We start from the raw sequence: 24053 nt of genomic DNA on the forward strand, positions 1-24053 counted from the left end.
GAGGCTCTCCGACTCTCCTGCCTTCTGCACCCTTCAACGACAGTGAGGCAACTACATGGCAATTCGCGATAACTTCAGCTATACCGATATGGAAGAGTGGCTCGACGCCAAGCGGGTCACCGAGATCGAATGTCTGGTCCCCGACCTGACCGGGGTGGCTCGTGGCAAGATCCTCCCGCGCGTGAAATTCACCGATGACCGCGGCATGCGCCTGCCCGAAGTCGTGCTGGGCATGACCGTCACCGGCAACACGCCCGAACGTGACGCTGCCTACGAGCGCGCCATCTCGAGCATCGACCGCGACATGATTCTCAAGGCCGACCCGACCACCATCACCATGGTGCCGTGGGCTGCCGATCCCACCGCGCAAGTGATTCACGACTGTTACTACGCCGATGGCAAGCTGGTCGACTTCGCCCCGCGCAGCGTGCTGCGGCGCGTGCTCAAGCTGTATGAGCAGCGTGGCTGGAAGCCGGTGGTGGCGCCCGAACTCGAGTTCTATCTCACTGCCAAGAACATCGACCCCGACCTGCCGCTGGCGGCGCCTATCGGCCGCAGCGGCCGCGCCGAGACCAGCCGCCAGGTGTACAGCATCGACGCCGTCAACGAATTCGATCCGCTGTTCGAGGACATCTACGATTACTGCGAGATGATGAATCTCGACGTCGACACCCTGATCCACGAGATCGGCGCCGGCCAGATGGAGATCAACTTCCAGCACGGCGAGCCGCTGGGCCTGGCCGACAAGGTCTTCTATTTCAAGCGAACCCTGCGCGAGGCGGCGCTCAAGCACGATATGTACGCCACCTTCATGGCCAAGCCGATGGCGGGAGAGCCGGGTTCGGCGATGCATGTGCACCAGAGCGTGGTCGATGCCGAGAGCGGCAAGAACATCTTCAGCAACGACGACGGCTCTCCCTCGGCGCTGTTCCAGCAGTACATCGGCGGCCTGCAGCGCTATATGCCGTCGGCAATGGCGATCGTCGCGCCGTATGTGAATTCCTACCGACGCATCGTGCGCGAGACGGCGGCGCCGATCAACCTGCAGTGGGGCATCGACAACCGCACGGTGGGCTTCCGGGTGCCGGTGTCGGGCTCGCAAGACCGCCGCATCGAGAACCGCGTGATCGGCGCCGATGCCAATCCCTACCTGGCGCTGGCGATCACGCTGGCCTGTGGCTACCTGGGCATGACGGAAGCGATCGAACCGTCACCGATGGTGGAAGGCAATGCCTATGACATGCCGGTTGAGTTGCCGCAGGGCCTGTCCGAGGCGATCACCCTGCTGCGGCGCGAGGACCGGCTGCGCGACGTGCTGGGGGAGCGCTTTATCGACGTCTACACGGCGGTGAAGGAGCTGGAGCACCGCGAGTTCATGCAGGTGATCAGTCCGTGGGAGCGGGAGCATTTGTTGCTGCATGTTTGATTAGCCAAGCGTTATCGCTGTTCATGCGAGATTAGGTTCCCGCCTTCACGGGAACGACGTATATATGACTCGGGCCACGATCGTCGACCGTGGCCCGCACCTATCGCACGTCGTTCCCGCGGAGGCGGGAACCTAAGTATCCAACCAGCTTACGCCCGCGCCTCCAGCACATCCTGCGTCTCCCCACGATTCTTCAACACCTGCGGCGCCAGCGACCCCACCACCATGCCGATAAAGGCCGCGATCAGCCCCGCCAGCTGGCCCGGGAAGTGCTCGCCCAGCGACGTGATCTGCTCGAAGAACAGGATCCAGGTGAACAGTCCCGCGCCGATCGAGAAGATGGCGCCCTGGGTCGTCGCGCGCTTCCAGTACAGCCCCATCACCAGCGGGATGAAGGCGCCGACCAGCGGCACCTGGTAGGCGCCCGAGACCAGTTCATAGATCGAGGTGCCTTCCATCGCGATCGCGTACAGCAGCACCAGGGCCGCGAACACGACGATCGAGATGCGCATCGCGAACAGCTGTTCGCGGTCGCTCATGCCGGGCCGCAGGTTCTTGAGGATGTTCTCCACGAAGCTGGTCGACGGCGCCAGCAGGGTGGCCGACGAGGTGCTCTTGATCGCCGACAGCAGGGCGCCGAAGAACAGGATCTGCATGAACAGCGGCATCTGCGTCATCACGAAGGTCGGCAGCAGGCGCTGGTAGTCGTTCTGGGCCAGGTCGAGCGCGGTGCTGCCCATCACGACCACGGCGGCGGCCACGATGAACATCGGCACGAAGGCGAACACGATGTAGCTGGCGCCGCCAATGATGGCGCCGGTGCGCGCGGTGGGCGCGTCCTTGGCCGACATCACGCGCTGGAACACGTCCTGCTGCGGGATCGAGCCGAACATCATCGTGACCGCGGCGGCGATGAAGAACATCACGTCCTTGAGGCTCGGCTCCGGCAGGAAGCGCCACAGGTCGGCCTGCTGGGCCATCGCCAGCACGTTGCCGGCGCCGCCGGCCAGGTCGGCGGCGAACCAGGCGATCACGCTCATGCCCACCACCAGCACGATCATCTGGATGAAGTCGGTCACGGCCACGGCCAGGAAGCCGCCCACCACCACATAGATCAGCACCGTCAGGGTGCCGACGATCATGCCCACGGCCGGCGACATGGCGCCGGCGGTCAGCACCGAGAACACCAGGCCCAGCGCCGTGATCTGGGCTGCGACCCAGCCCAGGTAGCTCAGGATGATGGCCACCGAGCAGAACACCTCGATGCCCTTGCCGTAGCGCTGGCGGTAGTAGTCGCCGATCGTCAGCAGGTTCAGTTTATAGAGCCGGGCGGCGAAGAACACGCCGACCAGGATCAGGCACATGCCGGCCCCGAACGGATCCTCGACCACCGCGTTCAGCCCGCCCTGCACGAACTTGGCCGGGATGCCCATGACGGTCTCGGCGCCGAACCAGGTGGCGAAGGTGGTCGTGATCACCATGATCAGCGGCAGGCTGCGGCCGGCGACGGCGAAGTCGCTGGTGTTCTTGATCCGCGTGCCCGCCCACATGCCCAGGGCAAGCGTACCCAACAGGTAGAGCACGACGAAAGAGATCAGGGTGATATTCATGCTGGTGAATGCTCCGAAGGCCAGGAATTATTATCGGGCGGAAAATCCGCGATTATAAATGCAGAAGCCGGCGGCAGGACCAACTTTGCCGTTTTGCCGGTCGATGTTGTTTTGATGGTAAGGCGCCTAGATCGACATATCGCGCAGCAGTTTCGAAGCTTCGCGGTTGGCGCCGATGCAGGCGCCGTCGCGCATGAAGATCTGCAGTTGCGACTGCTCGTCGGCGCGCATCGATTCGACGAAATCGAGATTGACCAGCGCCGAGCGGTGCACGCGGATGAAGCGCTGCGGGTCGAGCTGCGTCTCCAGTTCCGAGATCCCGATGCGCACCAGGAAGTGCTGGCCGCGCGCCACGATCACCGTGTACTTCGAATCGGCCTTCATGTATTCGATCTCGCCCACGGCGAGCGGGAAGATGCGGCCGCGGTCGCGCACCAGGATGCGGTCCAGCCGCGCCGGCCCGCTTTCCGCGCGCGCCAGCGCATCCTCGATGCCGGCGCGATCCTGTTGCTGTTCGGCGCCTTCCAGCAGGCGCGCCACGCTGGCCGCGAACCGCGCACGGGTAAACGGCTTGAGCAGGTAGTCGACCGCGTGCAGCTCGAAAGCGGTCACCGCGTACTGGTCGTAGGCGGTGGTGAATACGATTTGCGGCAGGTAGTCGAGCCGGCGCAGCACCTCGAGGCCGGTCATCTCGGGCATCTGGATGTCCATGAACACGACGTCGGGCCGCAGCTGCCCGATGCGTTCGAGCGCGCTGGCGCCGTCGGCGGCTTCGCCCACCAGGCGCAGGCCAGGGTGGGCATAGATGGCGTCGCGCAGCACGTCGCGCGCGAGCGGTTCGTCTTCGGCGAAGAATACGGTCTTTGCGGTCTTGGTCATGTCTCAGGCGATGGGCAGGGTGACGCGGGCGGCGAAGCCGGCGCCGGGACGGGAATCGATGCTCAGGGAGGCGCGTCCGGCGTAATCGAGTTCGAGGCGGCGGCCGATGGTGCGGATGCCCAGGCCGGGCGAGGCGGCGATCGTCTCTTGCGCGGCGCCCGGGCCGTCGTCGCTTACGGTCAGGCGCAGCGTGCCGGCCTGCGGGTCGCGCCGGCTTTCGATGCGCAGCAGGCCGGGGCGGGTGTAGGGATTGAACGCGTGCTTGATGCTGTTCTCGATCAGCGGTTGCAGGGTCAGGGCCGGCAGCACGAAGTCCCCCAGGTCGGGATCGAGGTCCCATTGCACCTGCAGGCGCGGCCCGAGGCGCAGCTGCTCCAGCTCCAGGTAGTCGCGCACGAACTGCAGTTCGGCGTCGAGCGTGACGCGGTCGGCGCCGGCGCGCTCGGTGTCCAGCACATAGCGCAGCATGTCGGAGAACTGGAATAGCGCCGTCTCGGCGGCGGCCGGATTGCGCTGGGTGAGGGCGATGATCGAGTGCAGGGTGTTGAACAGGAAGTGGGGATTGAGCTTGCTGCGCAGGGCGCCCAGTTCGGCGGCAACCAGCAAGGTTTGCGCCTGCTGGGCGGCCAGGGCCTGGCGCTGGGCGGCGGCGTTGGCGCGCACGGTCTGGAAGATGCCGGCCGTCAGGGCGTAGCTCATCAGGCTGTACATCAGCGGCCAGGCATGCCAGGACAACGATTGTCCGTCTCCCTTCTGCAGCGACAGGATGATCAGGTGCGCGAAGGTGGCGAAGGCAATGGCGGCGGCCAGGTGGATGGCAAAGCGCGTCCGGGCCCTTATCCCGCGCCGGTCCATCCACCCGGTGAGCGGCCACGCCAGCGCCAGCAGCACGCCGCCTGACCCGGTGGTGACGAAGGCGTAGGCGATCATTGTTGGGTCGAACTGCCCGGCCTCGATCTCGTCGGCCTGCACGATCAGCCCCACCAGGATGACATAGGCGATCCACGCGCCGATATAGATGCGCCACATGGGGGAAAGGAAAGCAGGCTTGATCCGGTTCATCTGCAAAGTATCGTCGAGATTGCGTCGCTTGCGCCATGCCATGCGCTCAGTTGCAGGAAATACGGCGCCAGTTGCGGCCTGGATGCGACGACGCGCGTGTTTGCGTTTTTCTGCATGTTGTTGCGCGAAGGTGCCTGTTTGTGTACAGTGAGGTATCAAACGAACTGGAGCCAACCATGCAATTGCCGGAAGAACGGCGCCAGGCGATCGTCGATGCGGTCGAGCGTGAAGGGCGGGTGCTGGCAGCGGAGCTGGCGGGGCGGCTGGCGACGTCCGAGGACACCATCCGGCGCGACCTGCGCGATCTCGACGCGGCCGGCCTGCTGCGGCGCGTGCACGGCGGTGCGATCCGCCTGCGCCCGCCGGAGAATTTCGAGCAGCGCGCCGCCAGCGACCTCCCGCGCAAGACGCAGCTGGCGCAGGGCCTGCGCGCATGCATCCGCCCAGGTGACACGGTCCTCATCGACGCCGGCTCGACCCACCTGGCGCTGGCGCGCACTTTGGCGGACGGCTGCTGCGCCACCATCGTCACCAACAGCCCCCAGATCGCGCTGGCGCTGGGCGGCTTCCAGCGCACCCGCATCGTGCTGCTGGGCGGAACCTATCATCCGAACGATGGCGCCGTGATCGGCGCCGCCACCCTGGCCGAAGTGCAGCGCCTGCGGCCCGACCTGGCCCTGGTGGGCGTGTGTGCGATCGATCCCGCGCGCGGCCTGGCCGCTTCGAATCCCGAGGAGGCGGCGCTCAAGGCGGCCATGCTGGCCGCGAGCGTGCGGCGCGCGGTCGCCGTCCTCAATGAACGCTTCGACGACAGCGCCCCCTTCCTGTTCGGTGGGCTGGACGAGATCGACCACCTGGTGCTGGAGGCCGATGCGCCGTCGACCGCCATCGCCTCGCTGCGCGAACGCCACCCCGCACTTGACATCAAACTCACCGACAAGGCCCTGGCATGACCCACGTCTCCACCATCGAACCCCGCAGCGTCGAAGCCGGCCGCTGGGCCATCTCGACCGTCTTTTTACTCAACGGCGCCGGCATCGGCCTGTGGGCGGCCCACGTGCCGACCGTGCAGGCGCGCATGGGCATCGATACCGGCATGCTGAGCCTGGTGCTGCTGACGATTGCCGGCGGCGCCCTGATGGCGATGCCGCTGATGGGCGGCCTGACCGGGCGCTTCGGCACGCGCCGCATGGTGTTGTTGTCGGGCTTTGCATTCGCGCTGATGACGGCCGTGATCATGGGCGTGCCGAGCCTGCCGCTGCTGTTCGTGGCGGCCTTCCTGTTCGGGGTGTCCAACGGCGCGCTGGACGTGGCCATGAACGCCAACGCCAGCGAGGTCGAGACCGCGCGCGGCCTGCCCACCATGTCGTCGTTCCACGGCTTCTTCAGCCTGGGCGGCCTGTTCGGCGCGAGCCTGGGCGGCGTGCTGGTCGGCCAGGGCCTGGGGCATGGCGAAGGCGCGCTGATGGTAGCGGTGGCGACCGCCGTGGTGCTGGCCTTGACGGCGCCGCGCGTGCTGGGCTTCGCCGCGCATGCGAGCGGCAGCCACTTCATGCTGCCGCGCGGCGCCGCCCTTGGCCTCGGCCTGCTGGCGCTGCTGTGCTTCGCGGTCGAAGGCGCGCTGGTCGACTGGAGCGCGCTGCTGCTGGAGGAGCGCACCGGCGCATCGCCGGCGTCGGCGGCGCTGGGCTACTCGGCGTTCTCGATCGCGATGGCGGCCTGCCGCTTCGCCGGCGACCGCATCATCCTGCGCGTCGGCGCGATGCGGGTGATGGTGAGCGGCGGCCTGGCCATGTTCGCCGGCCTGGCGTTGGCGGTCCTCAGCACCAATTTCGTGATGTCCAGTTGCGGCTTCGCCCTGGTCGGCCTGGGCGCGGCGAACGTGGTGCCGCTGCTGTTCGGCGCCGCCGCGCGCATCCCCGGCATGCATCCCGGCGCGGGCGTGGCGGCGGTGGCCACGCTGGGCTATGGCGGCCTGCTGCTGGCGCCGCCGGTGCTGGGCTGGGTGGCGGTGCACTCGAGCGTGATGGTGGCGCTCGGCGCGCTGGCGCTGTCGGGGATCGTGATCGCGCTGAGCGCGGGAGCGCTCAAGCGGTAGGGTTGGCGGCTCTGCCGCCGACGCGGTGATTGTGATCGGTGCCCATCTCGCGCCGGATGATCTCGCCGCCAACCATCACCGCGTCGGCGGCGAAGCCGCCGAATCTACGTATTCGCGCAGCACGGTATAGACGCCGCCCAGGACGTGGGGTCACCCAGGACGTGGGGTCAGGTCTGACATTCAGACACGGGCTCAACGGTGGTTTCTTTATAAGGATGAGATCGTGTCCGAATGTCAGACCTGACCCCAGCTTTGTGGACCCCAGCTTTGAGGGCCAGGAACAGACGCGAAGTCGATTGCTGGCCCATGATCTTCTCTTAGAAGCAGTGCTCCGGCGCCGGGAAGCTGCCGTCCTTCACGGCCGCGACATAGGCCATGACGGCCGCGTCGATGCTGGTCTGGCCATCCATGAAGTTCCTGACGAAGCGCGCCTTGCGGCCCGGGAATACGCCCAGCAGGTCGTGCATCACCAGTACCTGGCCCGAGCAATCGGGACCGGCGCCGATGCCGATGGTCGGCACCGACAGCATCTCGGTGACTTCGCGGCCCAAGACCGCGGGCACCGCCTCGAGCAGCACCACGGCCGCGCCGGCAGCCTGCAGCGCCAGCGCGTCGTTCTTGAGGCGCTCGGCGCCTTCGCCGGTCTTGCCCTGCACCTTGAAACCACCCAGCTGGTGCACGAACTGCGGGGTCAGGCCGATGTGCGCGCACACCGGAATGCCGCGTTCGACCAGCAGGCGCACGGTGTCGGCCAGCCAGGCGCCGCCCTCGATCTTGACCATGTGGGCGCCGGCGCGCATCAGCTGCACCGCGCTGTCGTAGGCCTGCTGCGGGTTGCCGTAGCTGCCGAAGGGCATGTCGGCCAGCACCAGCGCGTTCTTGTTGCCGCGCGCGACCGAGGCCGTGTGATAGACCATGTCGGCCACCGTCACCGGCAGGGTCGAGTCGTGGCCGGCGCAGACCATGCCCAGCGAGTCGCCGATCAGGAGGATCTCGACGCCGCAACGGTCCATCAGCGATGCGAAACTGGCGTCGTAGCAGGTCAGCATCGCGATCTTGTCGCCGGCTGCGCGCTTGGCGAGCAGCGCGGGAACGGTCACGGCCTTCGGCAACGCTGGCACCGGCGTCGGCACCGTGGCGGCGCCGGTCGTGGCCATATCGTTACCCTGCAAATAAGAGCTCATACAAATCCTTTGGTAAAACTGGAACGTCCAGATCCGCGTAGTGTAATGCGGCGCCCGCGAAGCTGCAGGCAAATGGTCATGAACGGAAGATGAAGTAGACGGCGCCGACCAGGCACAGGCCCGCCCAGACGTAGTCCAGCTTGAACGGTTCGTTCATGTAGAACATCGCGAACGGCACGAACACGGTCAGGGTGATCGCCTCTTGCATGATCTTGAGCTGGGCCAGCGAGAACTGGGTGTGGCCGATGCGGTTGGCCGGCACCTGCAGCAGGTATTCGAACAGTGCGATGCCCCAGCTGATCAGGGCCGCCACGTACCAGGCGCGGTGCTGCAGGCCTTTCAGGTGGCCGTACCATGCGAAGGTCATGAAGACGTTCGACAGGATCAGGAGGCCCGTGGTCTGGGCCCAGACGGGCAGGTTCATGGCATGCGCTTTCCTACGCGAGCTTGGCGATGGTCTGGCCGGCCACCAGCGCGGCGAAATTGCGCGCCGGGCCGTGGCCGGGAATGTCGATGTCGGGGGCGATTTCGAGCAGCGGCTGCAGCACGAAGGCGCGTTCATGCATGCGCGGATGCGGCACGCTCAGGGTCGGGCTGGCGATGACCTCGTCGCCGTACAGCAGCAGGTCGAGGTCGAGCGTGCGCGGCGCGTTATGGTAGGGCCGCTCGCGGCCATGGGCCTTCTCGATGGCTTGCAGCGCGGCGAGCAGGTCGTGCGGGGCCAGGCTGGTGTCGATGCAGGCCACGGCATTGATGTAGTCGTCGCCGCTGGAATCGATCGGGGCGGTGCGGTACAGGCTCGAGGTGTGCAGCAGCGTGCTGCCATCGAGCCGCGCCAGGCGCGCCAGCGCGTCGAGCACGTTCGCCTGCGCATCGCCCAGGTTGGCGCCGATCCCGACCCAGGCGATCATTCCTCGCCGCCGCCCGCTGCCGGCGCCGGGCTGCCTTCGCCACCGGATTTGCGCGGACCACGGCGCGGACGGCGTTTCTTCGGCGCGCCATTGGCGCCACCTTCGCGCTCGCGCGTGCTGGCTTCGACCACCAGGCGCTCGCGGTCGCCGCCTTCGGCCGCATAGAACTCGGTCCACCATTCGCCGACTTCGGCCGGCAGTTCTCCCGACTGGCAGCGCAGCAGCAGGAAGTCGTAGCCGGCGCGGAAGCGCGGGTGTTCCAGCAGCTTGTACGGCGCGCGGCCGGCGCGGCGTTCGAAGCGCGGCTGCATGGCCCAGATGTCGCGCATATCGGTGGCGATGCGGCGCTGCAGGGCCAGGTTCTCGGTTTGCGTCTCGAGCACGGCGTCGGCCGCCAGGTGCAGCGCGGGGATCGGCGCCTCGCCGGCGGCGCGGTAGGCGGTCCATTTTTCCAGCACCTGGTGCCACAGCAGCGACGCGAACAGGAAGCCGGGCGAGACACCCTTGCCGGCCTTGACGCGCGCATCGGTGGAGTCGAGCGCCAGGGTCACGAACTTCATGCCGATCGGCTGCTCAAGTACCACGTCCAGCAGCGGCAGCAGGCCATGGTGCAGGCCGGCCGAGCGCAGCTCCTTGAGGCAGGCCAGGGCGTGGCCCGACAGCAGCAGCTTGAGCATCTCGTCGAACACGCGCGCCGCCGGCACATTGTCGATCAGCGGGGCCATGACGGGGATCGGCGCACGCGTGGTCGGCTCGATCGTGAATCCCAGCTTGGCCGCGAAGCGCACCACGCGCAGCATGCGCACCGGGTCTTCGCGGTAGCGCGCTTCCGGCATGCCGATGATGCGCAGCAGCTTGGCGCGGATGTCTTCCATGCCGCCGTGGTAGTCCAGCACCGATTGGCTGGCCGGGTCGTAGTACATGGCGTTGATGGTGAAGTCGCGGCGCGCCGCGTCTTCGTGCTGCGGGCCGAAGCTGTTGTCGCGCAGGACGCGGCCGTGTTCGTCCTTCGGTGCGTTGTCGCTGCCGTTGCCGCGGAAGGTGGTCACCTCCAGCAGGTCCTGGCCGAACATCACGTGCACGATCTGGAACCGGCGGCCGATGATGAAGGCGCGCCGGAACAGCTTCTTGACCTGCTCGGGCGTGGCGTCGGTGGCGATGTCGAAGTCCTTGGGCTTCACGCCCAGCAGCAGGTCGCGCACGGCGCCGCCGACGACGAAGGCCTTGAAGCCGGCTTCCTGCAGGGTTTGCGTGACCCGGATCGCGTTGGACGAGACGTTCTTGGGGTCGATGCCATGTTCTTCCGGGCCGAGGATGGTCGGTTCGGTTGCGTCGCGCTGGTCTTTCACACCCAGGATTTTACGGATGAATTTTTTAATCATTGAATAGTTGGATGGTTGGCCAGCCCTGTTGCTGCGCGTGGCTCGCGAGGGCGGCGCTCGGATTGGTCGCGACCGGATGGGAGACGATGGACAGCAGCGGAATGTCGTTGTGCGAATCGCTGTAGAAATGGCTGCGGCCGAAGCTGCCGAACGGCTGCCCCAGGCGCTCCAGCCAGGCGTGCATATGCGTGATCTTGCCTGGGCCCGAGGTCGGGGTGCCCGCCAGGCGGCCGGTGAGCTTGCCGGCGGCGTCGCGCTCGGGCATGGCCGCGATGTGGTGCTCGACGCCGAAGGCGGCCGCGATCGGCGCCGTGATGTAGTGGTTGGTGGCGGTGATGATCGCCACCAGGTCGCCGGCGTCCTGGTGCTCGCGCACCAGCTTCAGGGCTTGCGGCTTGATCGCGGGCTCGATCACTTCGCGCATGTAACGTGCATGGAGGGATTCGAGCTCGTGGGGCGGAAAGCTCGCCAGGGTGCCGAGCGCGAACTCGAGGTATTCGACCGGATCGAGCACGCCGGCGTTGTACTGGGCGAAGAAGGCGTCGTTGCGGGCGCGGTAGGCAGCGCCGTCGACCGCGCCGACCCGCGCCAGGAATTCGCCCCATTCGTGGTCCGAATCGAGCGGCAGCAGGGTGTGGTCGAGGTCAAACAGGGCAAGGTTTTTCATTCTTTGGGTTCAAGCGGCAGGTTCTCTTGCAACAGCAGGTCGCGCAGCAGGGGCAGCGTGACCGGGCGCTGGGTTTCGAGCGAATACTGGTCCAGCGCGTCCAGCATGGTCGACAGGGAACGCATGTCGCGTTTGAAATGAGACAACAAATAGGGTAACACGCTGGCCGACAAGGTCAAACCGCGCGCCTCGGCGGCGTGCGTCAGCGCCGCGATCTTCTGGTCGTCCGACAGGCCGTGGATCTGGTACACCAGGCCCCAGCCCATGCGCGTGCGCAGGTCTTCGCGCACCCCCAGCACCGCCGGCGGCACCGGACCGGTGCTGACCATGTAGGCGCCGTGCTCGCGGATCTGGTTGAACAGGGCGAAGGCGTCGATCTGGCGCTGCGGGCTCAGGCGGTCGCAATCGTCGAGCAGGTAGAGCGTGACGTCCGGCGCGTGCAAAAAGGAGGCGGCGGGCGCGTCGGCCGCGATATAGCGCGCGCCGGGGCTGGCCGCCAGCCCGTGCAGCAGGTGGGTCTTGCCGGCGCCGGTGTCGCCCCACAGATAGGCGAAGTGTTCACGCGAGCTGCGCTCGGCGAACAGGTGCATCAGGTGCGCCATCTCGGCGTTCGCCCCCACCTGGAAGGTGTCGAGGCTCTGGGCCGGCTCGGCGCCTAAATCGAGCACCAGCTGTTTCATGGCGTGGGCCGTTTCATGCCTGACGTGGGGAAAAATGGCATGCCAGTAAGGTCAAGTTTCGATGTTATATTCGTTAAACGGGATCTTGCATGAGCCGTTTTGCTAAAATAGTGGATTGACCAGTTTTGCCGGTCGCCTCCTATTTTACCGCCTCCGCTGCCAAATACCATGAGCCAACCATCTAATGTTTCTCTCTCCTACCGCGACGCGGGTGTCGACATCGATGCCGGTGACGCCCTGGTCGAAGCCATCAAGCCGCTCGCCAAGCGCACCATGCGCGAAGGCGTGCTGGGCGGGATCGGCGGCTTCGGCGGTCTGTTTGAGATCAGCAAGAAGTTCAAGGAACCGGTCCTGGTCTCGGGTACTGACGGCGTGGGCACCAAGCTCAAGCTGGCGTTCGAGCTGAACCGCCACGACACGGTCGGCATCGACCTGGTCGCAATGAGCGTCAACGACATCCTGGTGCAGGGCGCCGAGCCGCTGTTCTTCCTCGATTACTTTGCTTGCGGCAAGCTGGACGTGGCCACCGCCACCGCCGTGGTCTCGGGCATCGCCAAGGGCTGCGAAGAGTCGGGCTGCGCCCTGCTGGGCGGCGAAACCGCCGAAATGCCGGGCATGTACCCTGACGGCGAATACGACCTGGCCGGCTTCGCCGTCGGCGCAGTCGAAAAATCGCAGATCATCGACGGCAGCAAGATCATCCCGGGCGACGTGGTGCTGGGCCTGGCCTCGTCGGGCATCCACTCCAACGGCTACTCGCTGGTACGCAAGATTATTCAAGTGGCCAAGCCCGACCTCGAGGCAGACTTCCACGGCCGCAAGCTGTCCGACGTGCTGATGGCGCCAACCCGCCTCTACGTCAAGCCGCTGCTGGCGCTGATGGCTTCGATGGAGGTGAAGGGCCTGGTGCACATCACCGGCGGCGGCCTGGTCGAGAACATCCCGCGCGTGCTGCAGGACAACCTCACCGCGGTGCTGGACGCGTCGTCGTGGACCATGCCGCCGCTGTTCCAATGGCTGCAGCAGCACGGCGGCGTGGCCGACGCCGAGATGCACCGCGTGTTCAACTGCGGCATCGGCATGACCGTGATCGTCTCGAAAGAGAACGCCGATGCGGCGTTCGCCCAGCTGGAAGCGGCCGGCGAGACCGTCTACCGCATCGGCGAGATCCGCGCCCGCGAAGAAGGCCAGGCGCAGACCGTCGTCCTGTAAGCGCATGACGCTCCCCGCAACGCCGGCCGCCGTCACCGACGATGAGCGGCGCTTGCGGACCGGCCATCGCGGCGCGGTGGTCTGGATCACGGGTCTTTCCGGCGCCGGCAAGACCACCCTGGCCGACGCCCTCGAGCGCGCCCTGTTCGACCGCGGCTGCAGTGTGTTCGTGCTCGACGGCGACAAGGTGCGGGGCGGCCTGTGCGCCGACCTCGGCTTCTCTCTCCCCGAACGTTCCGAAAACATCCGCCGCATCGGCGAGGTCGCGCGCCTGTTCTGCCACAGCGGCCAGATCGTGCTGGTGTCGGCCATTTCTCCGCTGCGTGCCGACCGGCAGCGCGCCCGCGCGCTGGTGCCGGCGCCGCACTTCATCGAAGTGTATTGCCGCTGCCCGCTCGCCGTATGCGAACAGCGCGACCCCAAAGGGCTGTATCGCAAGGCGCGCGCCGGGCAGTTGCCGGAATTTACCGGCATATCCTCTCCCTACGAGGCGCCGGAAGCGCCCGAGGTGCTGGTCGACAGCGCCGCCTCGACGGTGGGCGAGGAAGTCGCCAAACTCCTGGAAGAACTCGCGCGGCGCGGAATCATCGGCGCCGCCTGAACGCGTGCCCGGTCAGCGCGCGGCGCCGCTGCCGATGTGCTTGTCGAGGAATTTCTCGACCCGCGTATAGAAATCGATGCGGTTCTTTTCCAGCGCCCAGCCGTGGCCTTCTTCCGGATACTGGACCCATTCGACCTGCTGGTTGGTGCGCATGACCGCGTCGCGCAACTGCGTGCCGTGGTTGAGCGGCACCCGTTCGTCGACCCCGCCGTAGGCCAGCAGCAGCGGCCGGGTGATGCGCGCCGCCTGCTGGATCGGCGAGGTCGCCTTGAAGCGCTCCGCGTCCTTGACCGGGTCGCCCAGCATCTGCGGCAGCGTATAGGCCTTCAACTCGTCGGTCGCATCCGAGCTGTACACCCAGCCGTTGTCGAACAGCAGTCCCAGGTCGGTGACGCCGACCCAGTTGATGCCACACTTGTACAGATCGGGATCGTTGACCAGGCCCATCAGCGTGGCATAGCCGCCGTAGCTGGGGCCGGCGATGCAGATGCGCTGCGGATCGACGATGCCCTTGGCTATCGCCCAGCGCGCGCCGTCGGCGAGATCGTCCTGCATCCTGAGTCCCCATTGCTTCAGGCCGGCCTGGAAGTGGTGGGCGCCGAAGCCTGTGCTGCCGCGAAATTCTGGCTCGAGCACCGCGTAGCCGCGCGAGGCCAGGAACTGCGATTCCGGGTCCCAGCCCCAGGATTTGCCGCGCACATAAGGGCCGCCGTGCACCAGTACCACCAGCGGCAAGCCGCCGGGCTTGGCGCCGGCGGGCAGGGTCAGCAGGGCGGGAATCTCGAGGCCGTCGCGCGCCTTGTAGCGCACGAATTCCTGGCGGCCCATCTGCGCGGGAACGATGCCGGGGCGGGTGTCGGCGACCTTGTTCACTTGCCCGGTCTGGCGGTTGTACAGGTGGTAGACAGCCGGAATCCGGTCCGAATACGAGGCCACCAGCGCCCACGGCGAATCGGCCTGGGCCGGCACGGACAGCACGTTGACGGTGGCCGGCAGCGCCTTGTCGACGGCTGCCTGCAGGGTTTTCATGCCCGCATCGAACCATTCGGTCGAGGCCGCATCGGTGCGGAGCAGCATGCCCAGGATCTTGTCGCGGTTGACCACCAGGCTGCCGTCGATGTCGTAGCCGGCCGCGCTCAGCAGCGGCTCGGCGCCGAGCTTGCGGGTGGCCACATCGTAGGCGTACAGCGAGGTGAACTTGCTGCCACCGCGCGCTACCACGTACAGCGTGCCGTCCGGGCCGAAGCCGACCGGCTGGACCATGTTCTGGCCATCGCCGAAACTCGCGTAGCTGGCCAGTTCGCGCCAGCTGCCGTCGCCGGGCTCGCGGTAATGCAGGGTGATGCGGCCGTCCTCGCTGGTGCTGGCCAGGCGCGGCTCACCCTTGTGGTCGAGCAGCCAGCCTTTGGCATTGCCCGGACGCGGCACGGCCTGGGTCGAGCCGGTGCGGGTATTCAGGCGCAACAGATTCACGTAACGGACTTCGCGCTTCATGTCCAGCACCGGGCTGGCGACGTAGACGTGGTCCGAATCCTGGGCGCCGCGCTGGCCCAGCATGTAGGTATGCCAGGGCAGCAGCCGCCGGCCCTTGGGACCGGCGGTGACGAGGCCGCCGCCGGTGCGCTCGGCCAGTTGCACGAATTGCGCGCCGTCGCGGTCCACCGCGTACAGGCCGGGAGCCTTGGTGGTGTCGCCCAGGCCGACGCTGCGGTCGCGGGTATTGAAGATCAGGCGCTCGTTGTTGACCCACTCGAAATCGCCGACGTCGGCATCGTTGTACGAGGCGACGATCTTGCCGCTGTTGTTCTGCAGGTCGACCACGACCAGGAAGTCGCGCTGGCCCTTGGTGGAAGAGCGCGCCGCCAGGTGGCGGGCGTCGGGCGACAGCTTGGCGCCGCCGAAGGCGGCATTGGCGAAGAAGGCGGAGATCGGTGGCGGCGGGGTGGCAGCCGGCGCCTGGGCCAGGGTTGCAGGCGCAGCGCACAGGGCAGAGGCGGCCAGGGAGAATGCGCATGCGGCGCGGGACAATACAGACATGTTTTTCCGTGAAAAGATTGTTTTTATAGGCCGGTGATGGCATGGCCTAGCCTAGCATTTGCTATCAGGGCAAAATCTCATCAATCCTCACGCCTTAATACTTTGTCACCTGACGAAATTGATAGGTCGGTACAAAAACCAACAAAATCGTACCGAACTTGCAAAAAACGACTTCTGAATATGCACAATTCGTTGCTGCCCAGCTATTTTTCTAGGATCATCAAGGATATTTCGGTCACAGGACGCCTGCCGCCCGCCTGTCTCTTCATGACTTCAAGTATCGCTGTTCAGGAGCGCAAGTTCCACTTCATCTCCGGCCTGCCGCGCTCCGGCTCGACCTTGTTGTCGGGCATCCTGCTGCAGAATCCGCGCTTTCATGCCGGCATGAGCAGTCCTGTCTCATCGCTCTGCAATGCGGTGCTGGGCCAGGTCAGCGCCGGCAGCGAATTCGCGTCCGTCGTCAGCCGCGACAAGCGCCGCGCACTGCTGCGCGGCCTGTTCGATTCTTATTACCAGGACGCTGGCCGCGAGGTCGTGTTCGACACCAGCCGCTCCTGGTGCGCGCGCATGCCGCTGGTGCGCGACCTGTTCCCGGAAGCGAAAGTGATCGCCTGCGTGCGCAGCGTGGCCTGGATCATGGACAGCTTCGAACGCCTGTACCGCGCCAATCCGTATGAACACACGCGCCTGTTCGGCAGCGCCGGCGCGCGCGGCACCGTGACCAGCCGCCTGGAAGGCCTGGGCCAGCACGACGGCACCGTCGGCCATCCCTGGGCCGCCCTGCGCGAAGCCTTCTATGGCGAGCATGCGTCGTCGCTGCTGCTGGTCGACTACGAATTGCTGGCGCGCGCGCCGGCCAAGGTCATGCCGCTGATTTACGACTTCCTGGGCGAACCGCATTTCGCGCATGATTTCGACAACGTCGAGTATGACGCCGAGGAATTCGATACGCGGCTTGGCGCGCCGGGGCTGCACAAGGTGCGCTCGCGGGTGGAGTACAAGCCGCGCCAGACCATCATCCCGCCCGATTTGTTTGACCGATTCAACAAGATGTCCTTCTGGACCGATACGGCCGGCAGCGCCGCCAACGTGATCGCACCGCAGAGCGCACAACAAGGAAAACAAGCATGACGTCCAAATACCAGCAAGCCACCCTTGGCGAATTGTTCATCGCATCTGGCGCCGCGGCGCGCGACGGCCAGGTGACCGCGGGGGCCGTGCCGGAACTGGCGATTGCCGGCGCGCGCAAGGAAATCGTCTTCATCGAAAGCGATGTGCCGGATATCGACACGCTGATCCGCGGCTTTGGCGACGGCAAGGAAATCGTCATTCTCGATACCGGCCGCGATGGCCTGCGCCAGATCGCCGAGGCCCTGCAAGGACAGAGCGGCATCAATGCCCTGCACGTGATCTCGCATGGACAGCAAGGCAGTGTCAGCCTCGGTTCGCTGATGCTTGGCGCTGGCGACGTGCCCGAACACGCTGCCGACTTGCAGGCGATCGGCCGCAGCATGGCCGAGGGTGGCGACATCCTGCTGTATGGCTGCGACGTCGGCGCCGGCGACGCTGGTCTGGCGCTGGTCAGCCGCCTGGCGGCGGCCACCGGGGCCGACTTGGCGGCGTCGAACAATCTGACCGGTGACGCCGCGCAGGGCGGCGATTGGGTGCTGGAAATCATGAGTGGCGACATCGACACGCCAGCCGTGGTCGATTCGGCGCTGGCTTCTGTTTACCAACGGACGCTGGCTGGTGACTGGCTCGCGCCGGTGACCTTGAACTTCAATACGTTTGATAATTTTTCCAGCGCAGGTAGCGGCGCTCCGAATTACGATCCGGCGATCGATGTCCTGTACAAAATCCGCGGCAACGACGCCTATGTATTAAAGATTGATGGTACAAGCAGCAATGTATATGCATACCAAGGGGAGCCGTTCATCGCTTCAGACACTGGCAATGGGGGTATTGGCGAAAGCGAAATCACTTTCTCCTTTGAGACCGGCCAGGTATTCACGCCCATATCGATCAGTGTGGCCAACTTCGAAGTCGGGCTGAGCGGACCGCAGAAACTATTTTTCGTCGGCTACAATGCATCGGGTGACCGCGTCGGCGTCCCGAAGCCGATCACTACTTCTGCAGACTCGGACGGGGCCTATCTCCCAGTGGATCTGGATGGACTGACCGGTATTACTAAGTTAAAAGTATTCGCCGATCCCTCGTCGAACAACGGAAGAATGATATACCTGGTATTCGACGACTTCGAGATTAAGGATATCAAACCGCCAGGTCCGCCGGAGCCGGTAGTGACGTCGGTCTCGTCCACCAACGCGAACGGCGCCTACGGAGTTGGCCAGGACATCTTCGTGACCGTTACCTTCGACCAGGCGGTGACCGTGGCCGGCGGCATTCCGACCCTGCAGCTCGAGACTGGTGCTACCGACCGCCTTGCGCTGTACGACAGCGGCAGCGGCAGCAATACCCTGACCTTCAAATACACGATCCAGTCCGGCGATAGCAGCACCGACCTCAATTACTTCAGCACCGGTTCGCTCAGCCTTGCCGGCGCCACCATCAAGGGAAGCAACGGCGGCGCCGACGCGTCGCTGGTCCTGCCTGCCCTGAATACTGCGGACTCACTTGGTGGCGGCAAGGCCATCGTCATCGATACCCTGGCGCCGACGCTGGCCATCTCCAGCAACGTCTCCGGTCCGCTCAAGATTGGCCAGACCGCAGTGATCACCTTCACGTTCAGCGAACAGGTCAACGGCTTCGAGCGCAGCGACGTCCAGGTCAGTGGGGGCACGCTCGGCAACCTGACCGATAGTGGTAATGGCAGGTCCTGGACCGCCACCTTCACACCGACCGACGGCGTGAATAACGGCGTGGCCAGCATCACCGTGGAATCCGGCAGATACACGGACGCAGCCGGTAACAACGGCGGCGCCGGCTCCTCGCCGTCGATCACCTTCGACACACTGGCGCCAGGCAAGCCGGCACAGCCGGTCCTGCAAGCAGCCAGCGACACCGGCGTCGTGGGCGACAACATCACCAGCGACAGCACCCCGACATTCTCTGGCGGCGCCGGCAGCGTCGAAGGACTCGCCACGGTGCGTGTGTACGCCGGGGCCACCCTGATCGGCCAGACCACCGCGAATGCCGACGGCAGCTGGGACGTCACCAGCAGCGCGCTGGCCAGCGCCAGCTACCAGGTCACCGTCGTGGCCAGCGACGAGGCCGGCAACGCCAGCATCGCCTCCAACCCGCTCTCCCTGGTCATCGACACCTTCGCGCCGGGCGCGCCGACGCTGCCAGTGTTGGCGACCGGCAGCGATAGCGGCGTCAAGAACGACAATATCACCAATGCCGTCACCCAGACCATCGGCGGCGCAGCCAACAGCGCCGAAGGCGGCAGCGTGATCACGCTGTACAGCGGCGGCGTCGCGATCCCGGGCGCAAGCACGACCGCCAACCTCGACGGCAGCTGGTCGATCGACCTGCCGCTGGCCCATGGATCGCACGCGATCACCGCCCGCGCCACCGACAAGGCGGGCAACACGGGCGGTGCTTCTCCAGTGCTGACGCTCACGGTCGACCGCGTGGCGCCCGACCAGCCGCAGGCGCCGCTGCTGCACGCCGACAGCAATAGCGGATCGAAGGCCGATACGATCACCAACGACCGCACCCCGACCTTCTACGGCGTGGCTGGCAGCGTCGAAGGCGGCGCCACGGTCAACCTGTACGCCGACGGCGGATTCATCGGCAGCACGGTTGCCGCGGCCAACGGCAGCTGGTCGCTCGAGGTCAACCAGCTTGGCGGCGCTACCCATGCCATCACCGCCGAGGCGGTCGACGTCGCGGGCAACGTCAGTGTCGCTTCCAGCGGCACGTCGGTCACGATCGACTTTACCCCGCCGACGGCGCAGGTCGATAAAGTGAAGTTCTCGGACGACACCGGTGCGCGGGCCGACGATTTCGTGACCAACAAAGCGGACCAGGTGGTGTCCGGCGTACTGACGGCGCCGCTCGCACAGCGCGAATGGGTCGGCGTCTCGATCGATAACGGTGCGAGCTTTACCCAGGCCGGCATCGATGCGGAAGGCGTCGCGTGGTCGCTCGCCGGCGTACAGATCACGGGCACGGGAACGCTGGTGGTGCGCGTATTCGACGCCGCCGGCAATGCCGGCGACGCGGTCAGCCATGCCTACGAATACGATGCGGCTGCGCCCGGCAAGCCATCCGCGCCGGACCTGGCCGCGGCATCGGACAGCGGCGACGACGACCAGGACGATATCACCGGCGTCACCAGGCCCACCTTCACCGGCACCGCCGAGAAAGACGCGACCATCACCCTGTACGCCGATGGGAACGTGGTCGGCAGCGGCAAGGCCGACACCGACGGCAACTGGAGCGTCACCGTCGACGATGCGCTGGAGGGAGGGAACTACGACTTCACGGTCAGGGCGACCGATCTCGCCGGTAACCAGGGCGTTGCCTCGGACGCGCTCGCCGTCACGATCATCACCGCGGCGCCGGACACGGAAAACCTGACGTTCACCCTCAGCGCCGACAGCGGCATCGGCGGCGACCGCATCACGAACGTCGCCAGCCAGACGCTGGAAGGCACGCTTTCCGCCGCGCTCGCCAGTGGCGAGAAGGTCGAGGTCTACCTCGACGGAAAATGGCGGGACGCCGAGGCCGTGGCCGGCGATACGACATGGTCCCTGGACGCGACCCTGAAAGAAGGTGAGCACGAGGTGGAAGTACGCGTCATCAATGCGATCGGTAATGCCGGTCCGGTGGGGAAATACGCATACACGCTCGACACCGAAGCCCCGACCGTCGAGATCACGAGCGACAAGCCCAAGCTCAAGGCCGGTGACACCGCCACCATCACCTTCACCTTCAGCGAAGATCCGGGAGTGGCATTGTCCAGCGAGGTCATCACGGTGACTGGCGGCACCCTGTCGGCAGTCAGCGGCAGCGGCCTCGAGCGCACTGCTGTCTTCACCCCGAACGTCAACCAGAACGGCGGCAGCGCCAGCATCTCCATCGATGCGGGCCTGTTTACCGACCTGGCCGGCAATGACAGCGCGTCCGCGTCGCTGACCTCGCTGACCTTCGACACCCTGGCGCCGGCTGCGCCGTCGGCGCCGGTGCTCGCCGTCGTCAGCGACACCGGCGTCGCGGGAGACGGCATCACGGCCAACGACCGTCCAACCTTCACCGGCACCGCTGAATCGGGCGCCACGGTGGTCCTGTATGACGCACGGGACAATGTGATCGGCACTGGTACGGCCGTCGATGGCGCATGGTCGATCGCGCCGGTGGCGGCACTGGGCGAAGGGAAGCATACGATCAGCGCGCGCGCGGTCGATGCGGCCGGCAACGAGAGCGCGGCAGCAACCGGTGCCGAGATCACGATCGACTTCACGCCACCGACCTTGTCCATCACCAGCGATGTCGCCAAGCTCAGGATCGGCGAAACCGCGACCATCACCTTCACCTTCAGCGAGGATCCGGGCAACAGCTTTACCAAGGCCGACATCCAGCTTTCGGGCGGCACGCTGGGCGACCTGACACGGGATGGCCTGACGTTCAGCGCCACCTTCACGCCGGACGATAACGTCGACACGACCACGGCCAGCATCACGGTCGGCGCGGGCGCCTACGTCGACGCTGCCGGCAACAACGGCGGCCCGGGCCTGTCGCCGACGCTGGTGCTCGACACCAGGGCGCCGGCGGCGCCGTCCATCCCCGACCTGGTGGCCGAGTCGGACACCGGCAGCGAGGACGACGACGACATCACCGGCGACACCACCCCGACCTTCAGCGGCACGGCCGAAGCCGGCTCCACGGTCACGCTGTTCGCGGGAGAACGGGAGATCGGATCGGTCGTCGCGACCGACGGCACCTGGCGCATTGCCAGCGATGTCGCGCTGGTCCAGGGCAAATACGACATCACCGCGGTCGCGACCGATGCCGCGGGTAATGCCGGTCCGGCGTCGGCCCCGCTGAAACTCGAGATCGTGACCGACGCGCCGACCACCAAGGCAACCAGCCTCAAGTTCTCTGCCGATACCGGCACCTTCCAGACCGACCTGGTCACCAGGACCGCAGCGCAGATCATCAGCGGCGAGCTCGATGCGCAACTGAAGGCCGGCGAATACGTCGAAGTATCGGTCGACGGCGGCAAGCACTGGAGCCGCGCGAACATCGATGCCGAGAATTGGTCGATCGGCACCACGCTGCTCGCGGGCGAGGATTCCGTGGCGGTGCGGGTGGTCAACGCCATCGGCAACGCCGGCGAGGAGTACTCCAGGGACTACCGTCTCGACACCCTGGCGCCGAGCGTGACGATCACCAGCAATGTGAGCGCAGTCAAGCGCGGCGAGAGCGCGACCATCACCTTCACGTTCAGCGAAGATCCAGGCGCAACCTTCACCTGGAACGGCGCGGCGGGCGATGTGGTGGTGAGCGGCGGCGTCCTGTCGGCGATCAGCGGCAGCGGTGCCACGCGCACGGCCACTTTCACGCCGGCCGATGGTTTCGAAGGCAACGCCAGCATCACGGTCGCCGCCAGCAGCTATGCCGACCTGGCCGGCAACCTGGGCACGAACGGCGTGACGCCGGCGCTGGCGATCGATACCAAGGCGCCGGATAAGCCGGGCGTGCCGAAGCTGGCCGCCGGCAGCGATACCGGCGAGAAAGGCGACGGCCGCACCGAAAGCACCACCCAGGTCATCGAGGGTGGCGGCGCGGATCCGGGCGCCATGGTCTACCTGTACAACGGCGACCTGCGGATCGGTTCCGGCCAGGCCAACGCCGATGGTCTATGGAGCATCGACGTCGCGCTGCGCGGCGGCACCCATACCCTGAGCGTGACCCAGGATGACAAGGCCGGCAATGAATCGGTGAAGAGCGATCCATTCCAGCTGACGGTCACGGTATCGAATCCGGACCCGGAGCCGAATCCAAACCCCAACCCCAACCCGAATCCGCAACCGAATCCGCCGGCCGTGATCGACGGCATGCCGGTCACGACCACGCCGGTGACCCTGCCGGGCGGCGTGAGCGGCACCACGGTCGCCGTACCGATCGTCACCGGTGGCCGCAACGAAACGGATGGCCAGGCCAGCCTGGCCGACATCCCGCTGGCTTCCAGCGGCGGCCAGACCCAGTTGCTGGCGCAGCTGCCGACAGGTTTCGGTTTGTCGTCGAGCGGCGCCAGCGTCGGCGCCGCAAGCGGGCTGGAATTCCTGATCGCCTCGATCAGGGCGGCCACCCCAACCCACGCGCCGGATGACCAGGGCCACCTGGTCCAGAACGGCACCTCGTTCCTGCAGGGCCTGAGCTACAGCTCGCTGCTGGTGCATACCGTCAAACCGGTCAGCAATCCGGGTACGACCGACGCGCTGGTCCTGACCGGTTTCAATCCGTCCGGGGCCCAGGGCACCGCGCTGGTGATCGAAACCGCGGGCCTGGCAAACGGCGCGTCCATCGAACTGGTCGATGTCGACTTCGCCGCCCTGGTCGGCGCGGCGACGGTGTACACCGGCAGCGTTGGCGCCATCCTGGCCGGCGATGGCGCCAGCCAGCACTTCACGGTCCTGGCGGGCAACAACAACGGCGTGTTCGCCGGCGGCGGCAGCGACCTGCTCACCTTCGCTGCGGGCGCGCCCGTGGATGCGGGTTCGGCCAGCGGACGCGCCAGCGCACAGCAGGCCGCGGCCAGCGGAGTCTCCACGCTGCACGGCGGCCAGGGCGGCGACGCGGCCAGCTTCGCGGGCGTGCGCGGCGATTACGACATCGAGGCGCACAACGGCTACCTGGTCGTGACCAGCAAGGCGGCGTCGGATGCCAAGGCGCTGGTGGTCAACGTCGAGGAACTGCGCTTCAGCGACGGCAATGTCGCGGTCGAGAACGGCGCGGGCCTGAACACGCTGGCCGGCATGTACCAGACCGTGTTCGGGCGCCAGGCCGACCTGTACGGTTTCGAGTACTGGGCCGACCACCGCGAGAATGGCATGGGCTGGGGTACGATCGCGCTGGAATTGATCGCGTCGAGCGAACGCGTGGTGCAGCATGGCGACTTCAATGGCGACGCCGCCAACGACATCGGCTTGCTGTACCAGGCGCTGTTCAACCGTGAAGCCGAGGCCGAAGGACTGGCCTTCTGGAAGGCGGCAATGGAGGAGCGCGGAATGACCCTGGAGCAGGTCGCCACCAGTTTCGTCGAGTCGGCCGAGATGGTGGGTCACCAGCGCGGTGTGCTGGACTGGGACTTCCTGGTGTAGGGCGGGTGGATGG

At 66.3% G+C, this 24053-nt stretch carries 17 protein-coding genes; 7 read left to right on the forward strand and 10 right to left on the reverse strand.

The genetic code is table 11. The annotated features are described in order from the left end of the window. Window positions 1-55: 55 nt before the first annotated feature. A complete protein-coding gene (locus AC3A6F_RS13695; protein WP_487681577.1) occupies window positions 56-1426 on the forward strand; it encodes a glutamine synthetase family protein in 1371 nt (456 codons plus the stop codon). 149 nt (window positions 1427-1575) lie between these two features. On the opposite strand, the gene AC3A6F_RS13700 is transcribed toward AC3A6F_RS13695, so the two are convergent. The 3 genes from AC3A6F_RS13700 to AC3A6F_RS13710 all read right to left on the reverse strand — a co-directional run bounded on the left by AC3A6F_RS13700 (window position 1576) and on the right by AC3A6F_RS13710 (window position 4977). Then, entirely contained in the window at window positions 1576-3036 is a 1461-nt protein-coding gene (locus tag AC3A6F_RS13700) for a high affinity choline transporter 1 (protein WP_487681579.1), read from the reverse strand. Between the two features lie 126 nt (window positions 3037-3162). Next, window positions 3163-3915, reverse strand: a complete 753-nt coding sequence (locus AC3A6F_RS13705; protein ID WP_487681580.1) for a LytR/AlgR family response regulator transcription factor — start codon at window positions 3913-3915, stop codon at window positions 3163-3165. Between the two features lie 3 nt (window positions 3916-3918). Further along, a complete protein-coding gene (locus AC3A6F_RS13710) occupies window positions 3919-4977 on the reverse strand; it encodes a sensor histidine kinase (protein ID WP_487681582.1) in 1059 nt (352 codons plus the stop codon). Between the two features lie 176 nt (window positions 4978-5153). Here AC3A6F_RS13710 and AC3A6F_RS13715 point away from each other — a divergent pair, with 176 nt between their 5' ends. After that, the gene (locus AC3A6F_RS13715; RefSeq protein ID WP_487681583.1) at window positions 5154-5930 is read left to right on the forward strand and encodes a DeoR/GlpR family DNA-binding transcription regulator; all 777 of its coding nucleotides are present in this window, start codon (window positions 5154-5156) and stop codon (window positions 5928-5930) included. Next, window positions 5927-7075, forward strand: coding sequence for an MFS transporter (locus AC3A6F_RS13720; protein ID WP_487681584.1), 1149 nt, complete (start codon window positions 5927-5929; stop codon window positions 7073-7075). Before AC3A6F_RS13715 ends, AC3A6F_RS13720 begins: the two co-directional genes overlap by 4 nt. Window positions 7076-7392: 317 nt before the next feature. Here AC3A6F_RS13720 and panB read toward each other — a convergent pair whose 3' ends face one another. The 6 genes from panB to hda all read right to left on the reverse strand — a co-directional run bounded on the left by panB (window position 7393) and on the right by hda (window position 11899). After that, window positions 7393-8259: a 3-methyl-2-oxobutanoate hydroxymethyltransferase gene (panB, locus tag AC3A6F_RS13725; protein WP_487681585.1), complete on the reverse strand. Its 867-nt coding sequence runs from the start codon at window positions 8257-8259 to the stop codon at window positions 7393-7395. A gap of 76 nt (window positions 8260-8335) precedes the next feature. After that, on the reverse strand, window positions 8336-8683 hold the full coding sequence (locus tag AC3A6F_RS13730; RefSeq protein WP_005664942.1) for a DMT family protein: 348 nt from the start codon (window positions 8681-8683) through the stop codon (window positions 8336-8338). A 13-nt stretch (window positions 8684-8696) separates the two neighbouring features. Further along, the gene (gene folK / locus AC3A6F_RS13735) at window positions 8697-9170 is read right to left on the reverse strand and encodes a 2-amino-4-hydroxy-6-hydroxymethyldihydropteridine diphosphokinase (protein WP_487681587.1); all 474 of its coding nucleotides are present in this window, start codon (window positions 9168-9170) and stop codon (window positions 8697-8699) included. Continuing rightward, on the reverse strand, window positions 9167-10552 hold the full coding sequence (pcnB, locus tag AC3A6F_RS13740; protein WP_487681589.1) for a polynucleotide adenylyltransferase PcnB: 1386 nt from the start codon (window positions 10550-10552) through the stop codon (window positions 9167-9169). Before pcnB ends, folK begins: the two co-directional genes overlap by 4 nt. Continuing rightward, on the reverse strand, window positions 10545-11219 hold the full coding sequence (locus AC3A6F_RS13745; protein ID WP_487681591.1) for an HAD family hydrolase: 675 nt from the start codon (window positions 11217-11219) through the stop codon (window positions 10545-10547). Before AC3A6F_RS13745 ends, pcnB begins: the two co-directional genes overlap by 8 nt. Continuing rightward, complete coding sequence (gene hda / locus AC3A6F_RS13750) at window positions 11216-11899, reverse strand: DnaA regulatory inactivator Hda (RefSeq protein WP_487681593.1); 684 nt, start codon at window positions 11897-11899, stop codon at window positions 11216-11218. The genes AC3A6F_RS13745 and hda overlap by 4 nt, the downstream gene beginning before the upstream one ends. Before the next feature lie 168 nt (window positions 11900-12067). Between hda and purM the strand changes: the two genes are divergently transcribed. Together purM and cysC are read left to right on the forward strand one after the other, a co-directional pair. Further along, window positions 12068-13111, forward strand: a complete 1044-nt coding sequence (gene purM, locus AC3A6F_RS13755; RefSeq protein ID WP_487681595.1) for a phosphoribosylformylglycinamidine cyclo-ligase — start codon at window positions 12068-12070, stop codon at window positions 13109-13111. A gap of 4 nt (window positions 13112-13115) precedes the next feature. After that, window positions 13116-13712, forward strand: coding sequence for an adenylyl-sulfate kinase (gene cysC, locus AC3A6F_RS13760; RefSeq protein WP_487681597.1), 597 nt, complete (start codon window positions 13116-13118; stop codon window positions 13710-13712). 12 nt (window positions 13713-13724) lie between these two features. Here the strand turns inward: cysC and AC3A6F_RS13765 are convergent, their stop codons facing one another. Beyond that, window positions 13725-15749 carry a S9 family peptidase gene (locus AC3A6F_RS13765; protein ID WP_487681599.1) on the reverse strand — a complete coding sequence of 675 codons (2025 nt, stop codon included), beginning with the start codon at window positions 15747-15749 and terminating at the stop codon, window positions 13725-13727. Window positions 15750-16016: 267 nt separating this feature from the next. Here AC3A6F_RS13765 and AC3A6F_RS13770 point away from each other — a divergent pair, with 267 nt between their 5' ends. Continuing rightward, window positions 16017-16880: a sulfotransferase gene (locus AC3A6F_RS13770; protein WP_487681601.1), complete on the forward strand. Its 864-nt coding sequence runs from the start codon at window positions 16017-16019 to the stop codon at window positions 16878-16880. Next, window positions 16877-24040 carry an Ig-like domain-containing protein gene (locus AC3A6F_RS13775; RefSeq protein ID WP_487681603.1) on the forward strand — a complete coding sequence of 2388 codons (7164 nt, stop codon included), beginning with the start codon at window positions 16877-16879 and terminating at the stop codon, window positions 24038-24040. The genes AC3A6F_RS13770 and AC3A6F_RS13775 overlap by 4 nt, the downstream gene beginning before the upstream one ends. Window positions 24041-24053 lie beyond the last annotated feature (13 nt).

It is taken from the genome of Massilia sp. Soil_C_3, from assembly GCF_057657035.1.

Excerpts from the sequence above, each read along its gene's own strand:
- AC3A6F_RS13695 (WP_487681577.1), top strand. The coding sequence starts at position 56 with ATGGCAATTCGCGATAACTTCAGCTATACCGATATGGAAGAGTGGCTC.
- AC3A6F_RS13700 (WP_487681579.1), bottom strand. The coding sequence starts at position 3,036 with ATGAATATCACCCTGATCTCTTTCGTCGTGCTCTACCTGTTGGGTACG.
- AC3A6F_RS13705 (WP_487681580.1), bottom strand. The coding sequence starts at position 3,915 with ATGACCAAGACCGCAAAGACCGTATTCTTCGCCGAAGACGAACCGCTC.
- AC3A6F_RS13710 (WP_487681582.1), bottom strand. The coding sequence starts at position 4,977 with ATGAACCGGATCAAGCCTGCTTTCCTTTCCCCCATGTGGCGCATCTAT.
- AC3A6F_RS13715 (WP_487681583.1), top strand. The coding sequence starts at position 5,154 with ATGCAATTGCCGGAAGAACGGCGCCAGGCGATCGTCGATGCGGTCGAG.
- AC3A6F_RS13720 (WP_487681584.1), top strand. The coding sequence starts at position 5,927 with ATGACCCACGTCTCCACCATCGAACCCCGCAGCGTCGAAGCCGGCCGC.
- panB (WP_487681585.1), bottom strand. The coding sequence starts at position 8,259 with ATGAGCTCTTATTTGCAGGGTAACGATATGGCCACGACCGGCGCCGCC.
- AC3A6F_RS13730 (WP_005664942.1), bottom strand. The coding sequence starts at position 8,683 with ATGAACCTGCCCGTCTGGGCCCAGACCACGGGCCTCCTGATCCTGTCG.
- folK (WP_487681587.1), bottom strand. The coding sequence starts at position 9,170 with ATGATCGCCTGGGTCGGGATCGGCGCCAACCTGGGCGATGCGCAGGCG.
- pcnB (WP_487681589.1), bottom strand. The coding sequence starts at position 10,552 with ATGATTAAAAAATTCATCCGTAAAATCCTGGGTGTGAAAGACCAGCGC.
- AC3A6F_RS13745 (WP_487681591.1), bottom strand. The coding sequence starts at position 11,219 with ATGAAAAACCTTGCCCTGTTTGACCTCGACCACACCCTGCTGCCGCTC.
- hda (WP_487681593.1), bottom strand. The coding sequence starts at position 11,899 with ATGAAACAGCTGGTGCTCGATTTAGGCGCCGAGCCGGCCCAGAGCCTC.
- purM (WP_487681595.1), top strand. The coding sequence starts at position 12,068 with ATGAGCCAACCATCTAATGTTTCTCTCTCCTACCGCGACGCGGGTGTC.
- cysC (WP_487681597.1), top strand. The coding sequence starts at position 13,116 with ATGACGCTCCCCGCAACGCCGGCCGCCGTCACCGACGATGAGCGGCGC.
- AC3A6F_RS13765 (WP_487681599.1), bottom strand. The coding sequence starts at position 15,749 with ATGTCTGTATTGTCCCGCGCCGCATGCGCATTCTCCCTGGCCGCCTCT.
- AC3A6F_RS13770 (WP_487681601.1), top strand. The coding sequence starts at position 16,017 with ATGACTTCAAGTATCGCTGTTCAGGAGCGCAAGTTCCACTTCATCTCC.
- AC3A6F_RS13775 (WP_487681603.1), top strand. The coding sequence starts at position 16,877 with ATGACGTCCAAATACCAGCAAGCCACCCTTGGCGAATTGTTCATCGCA.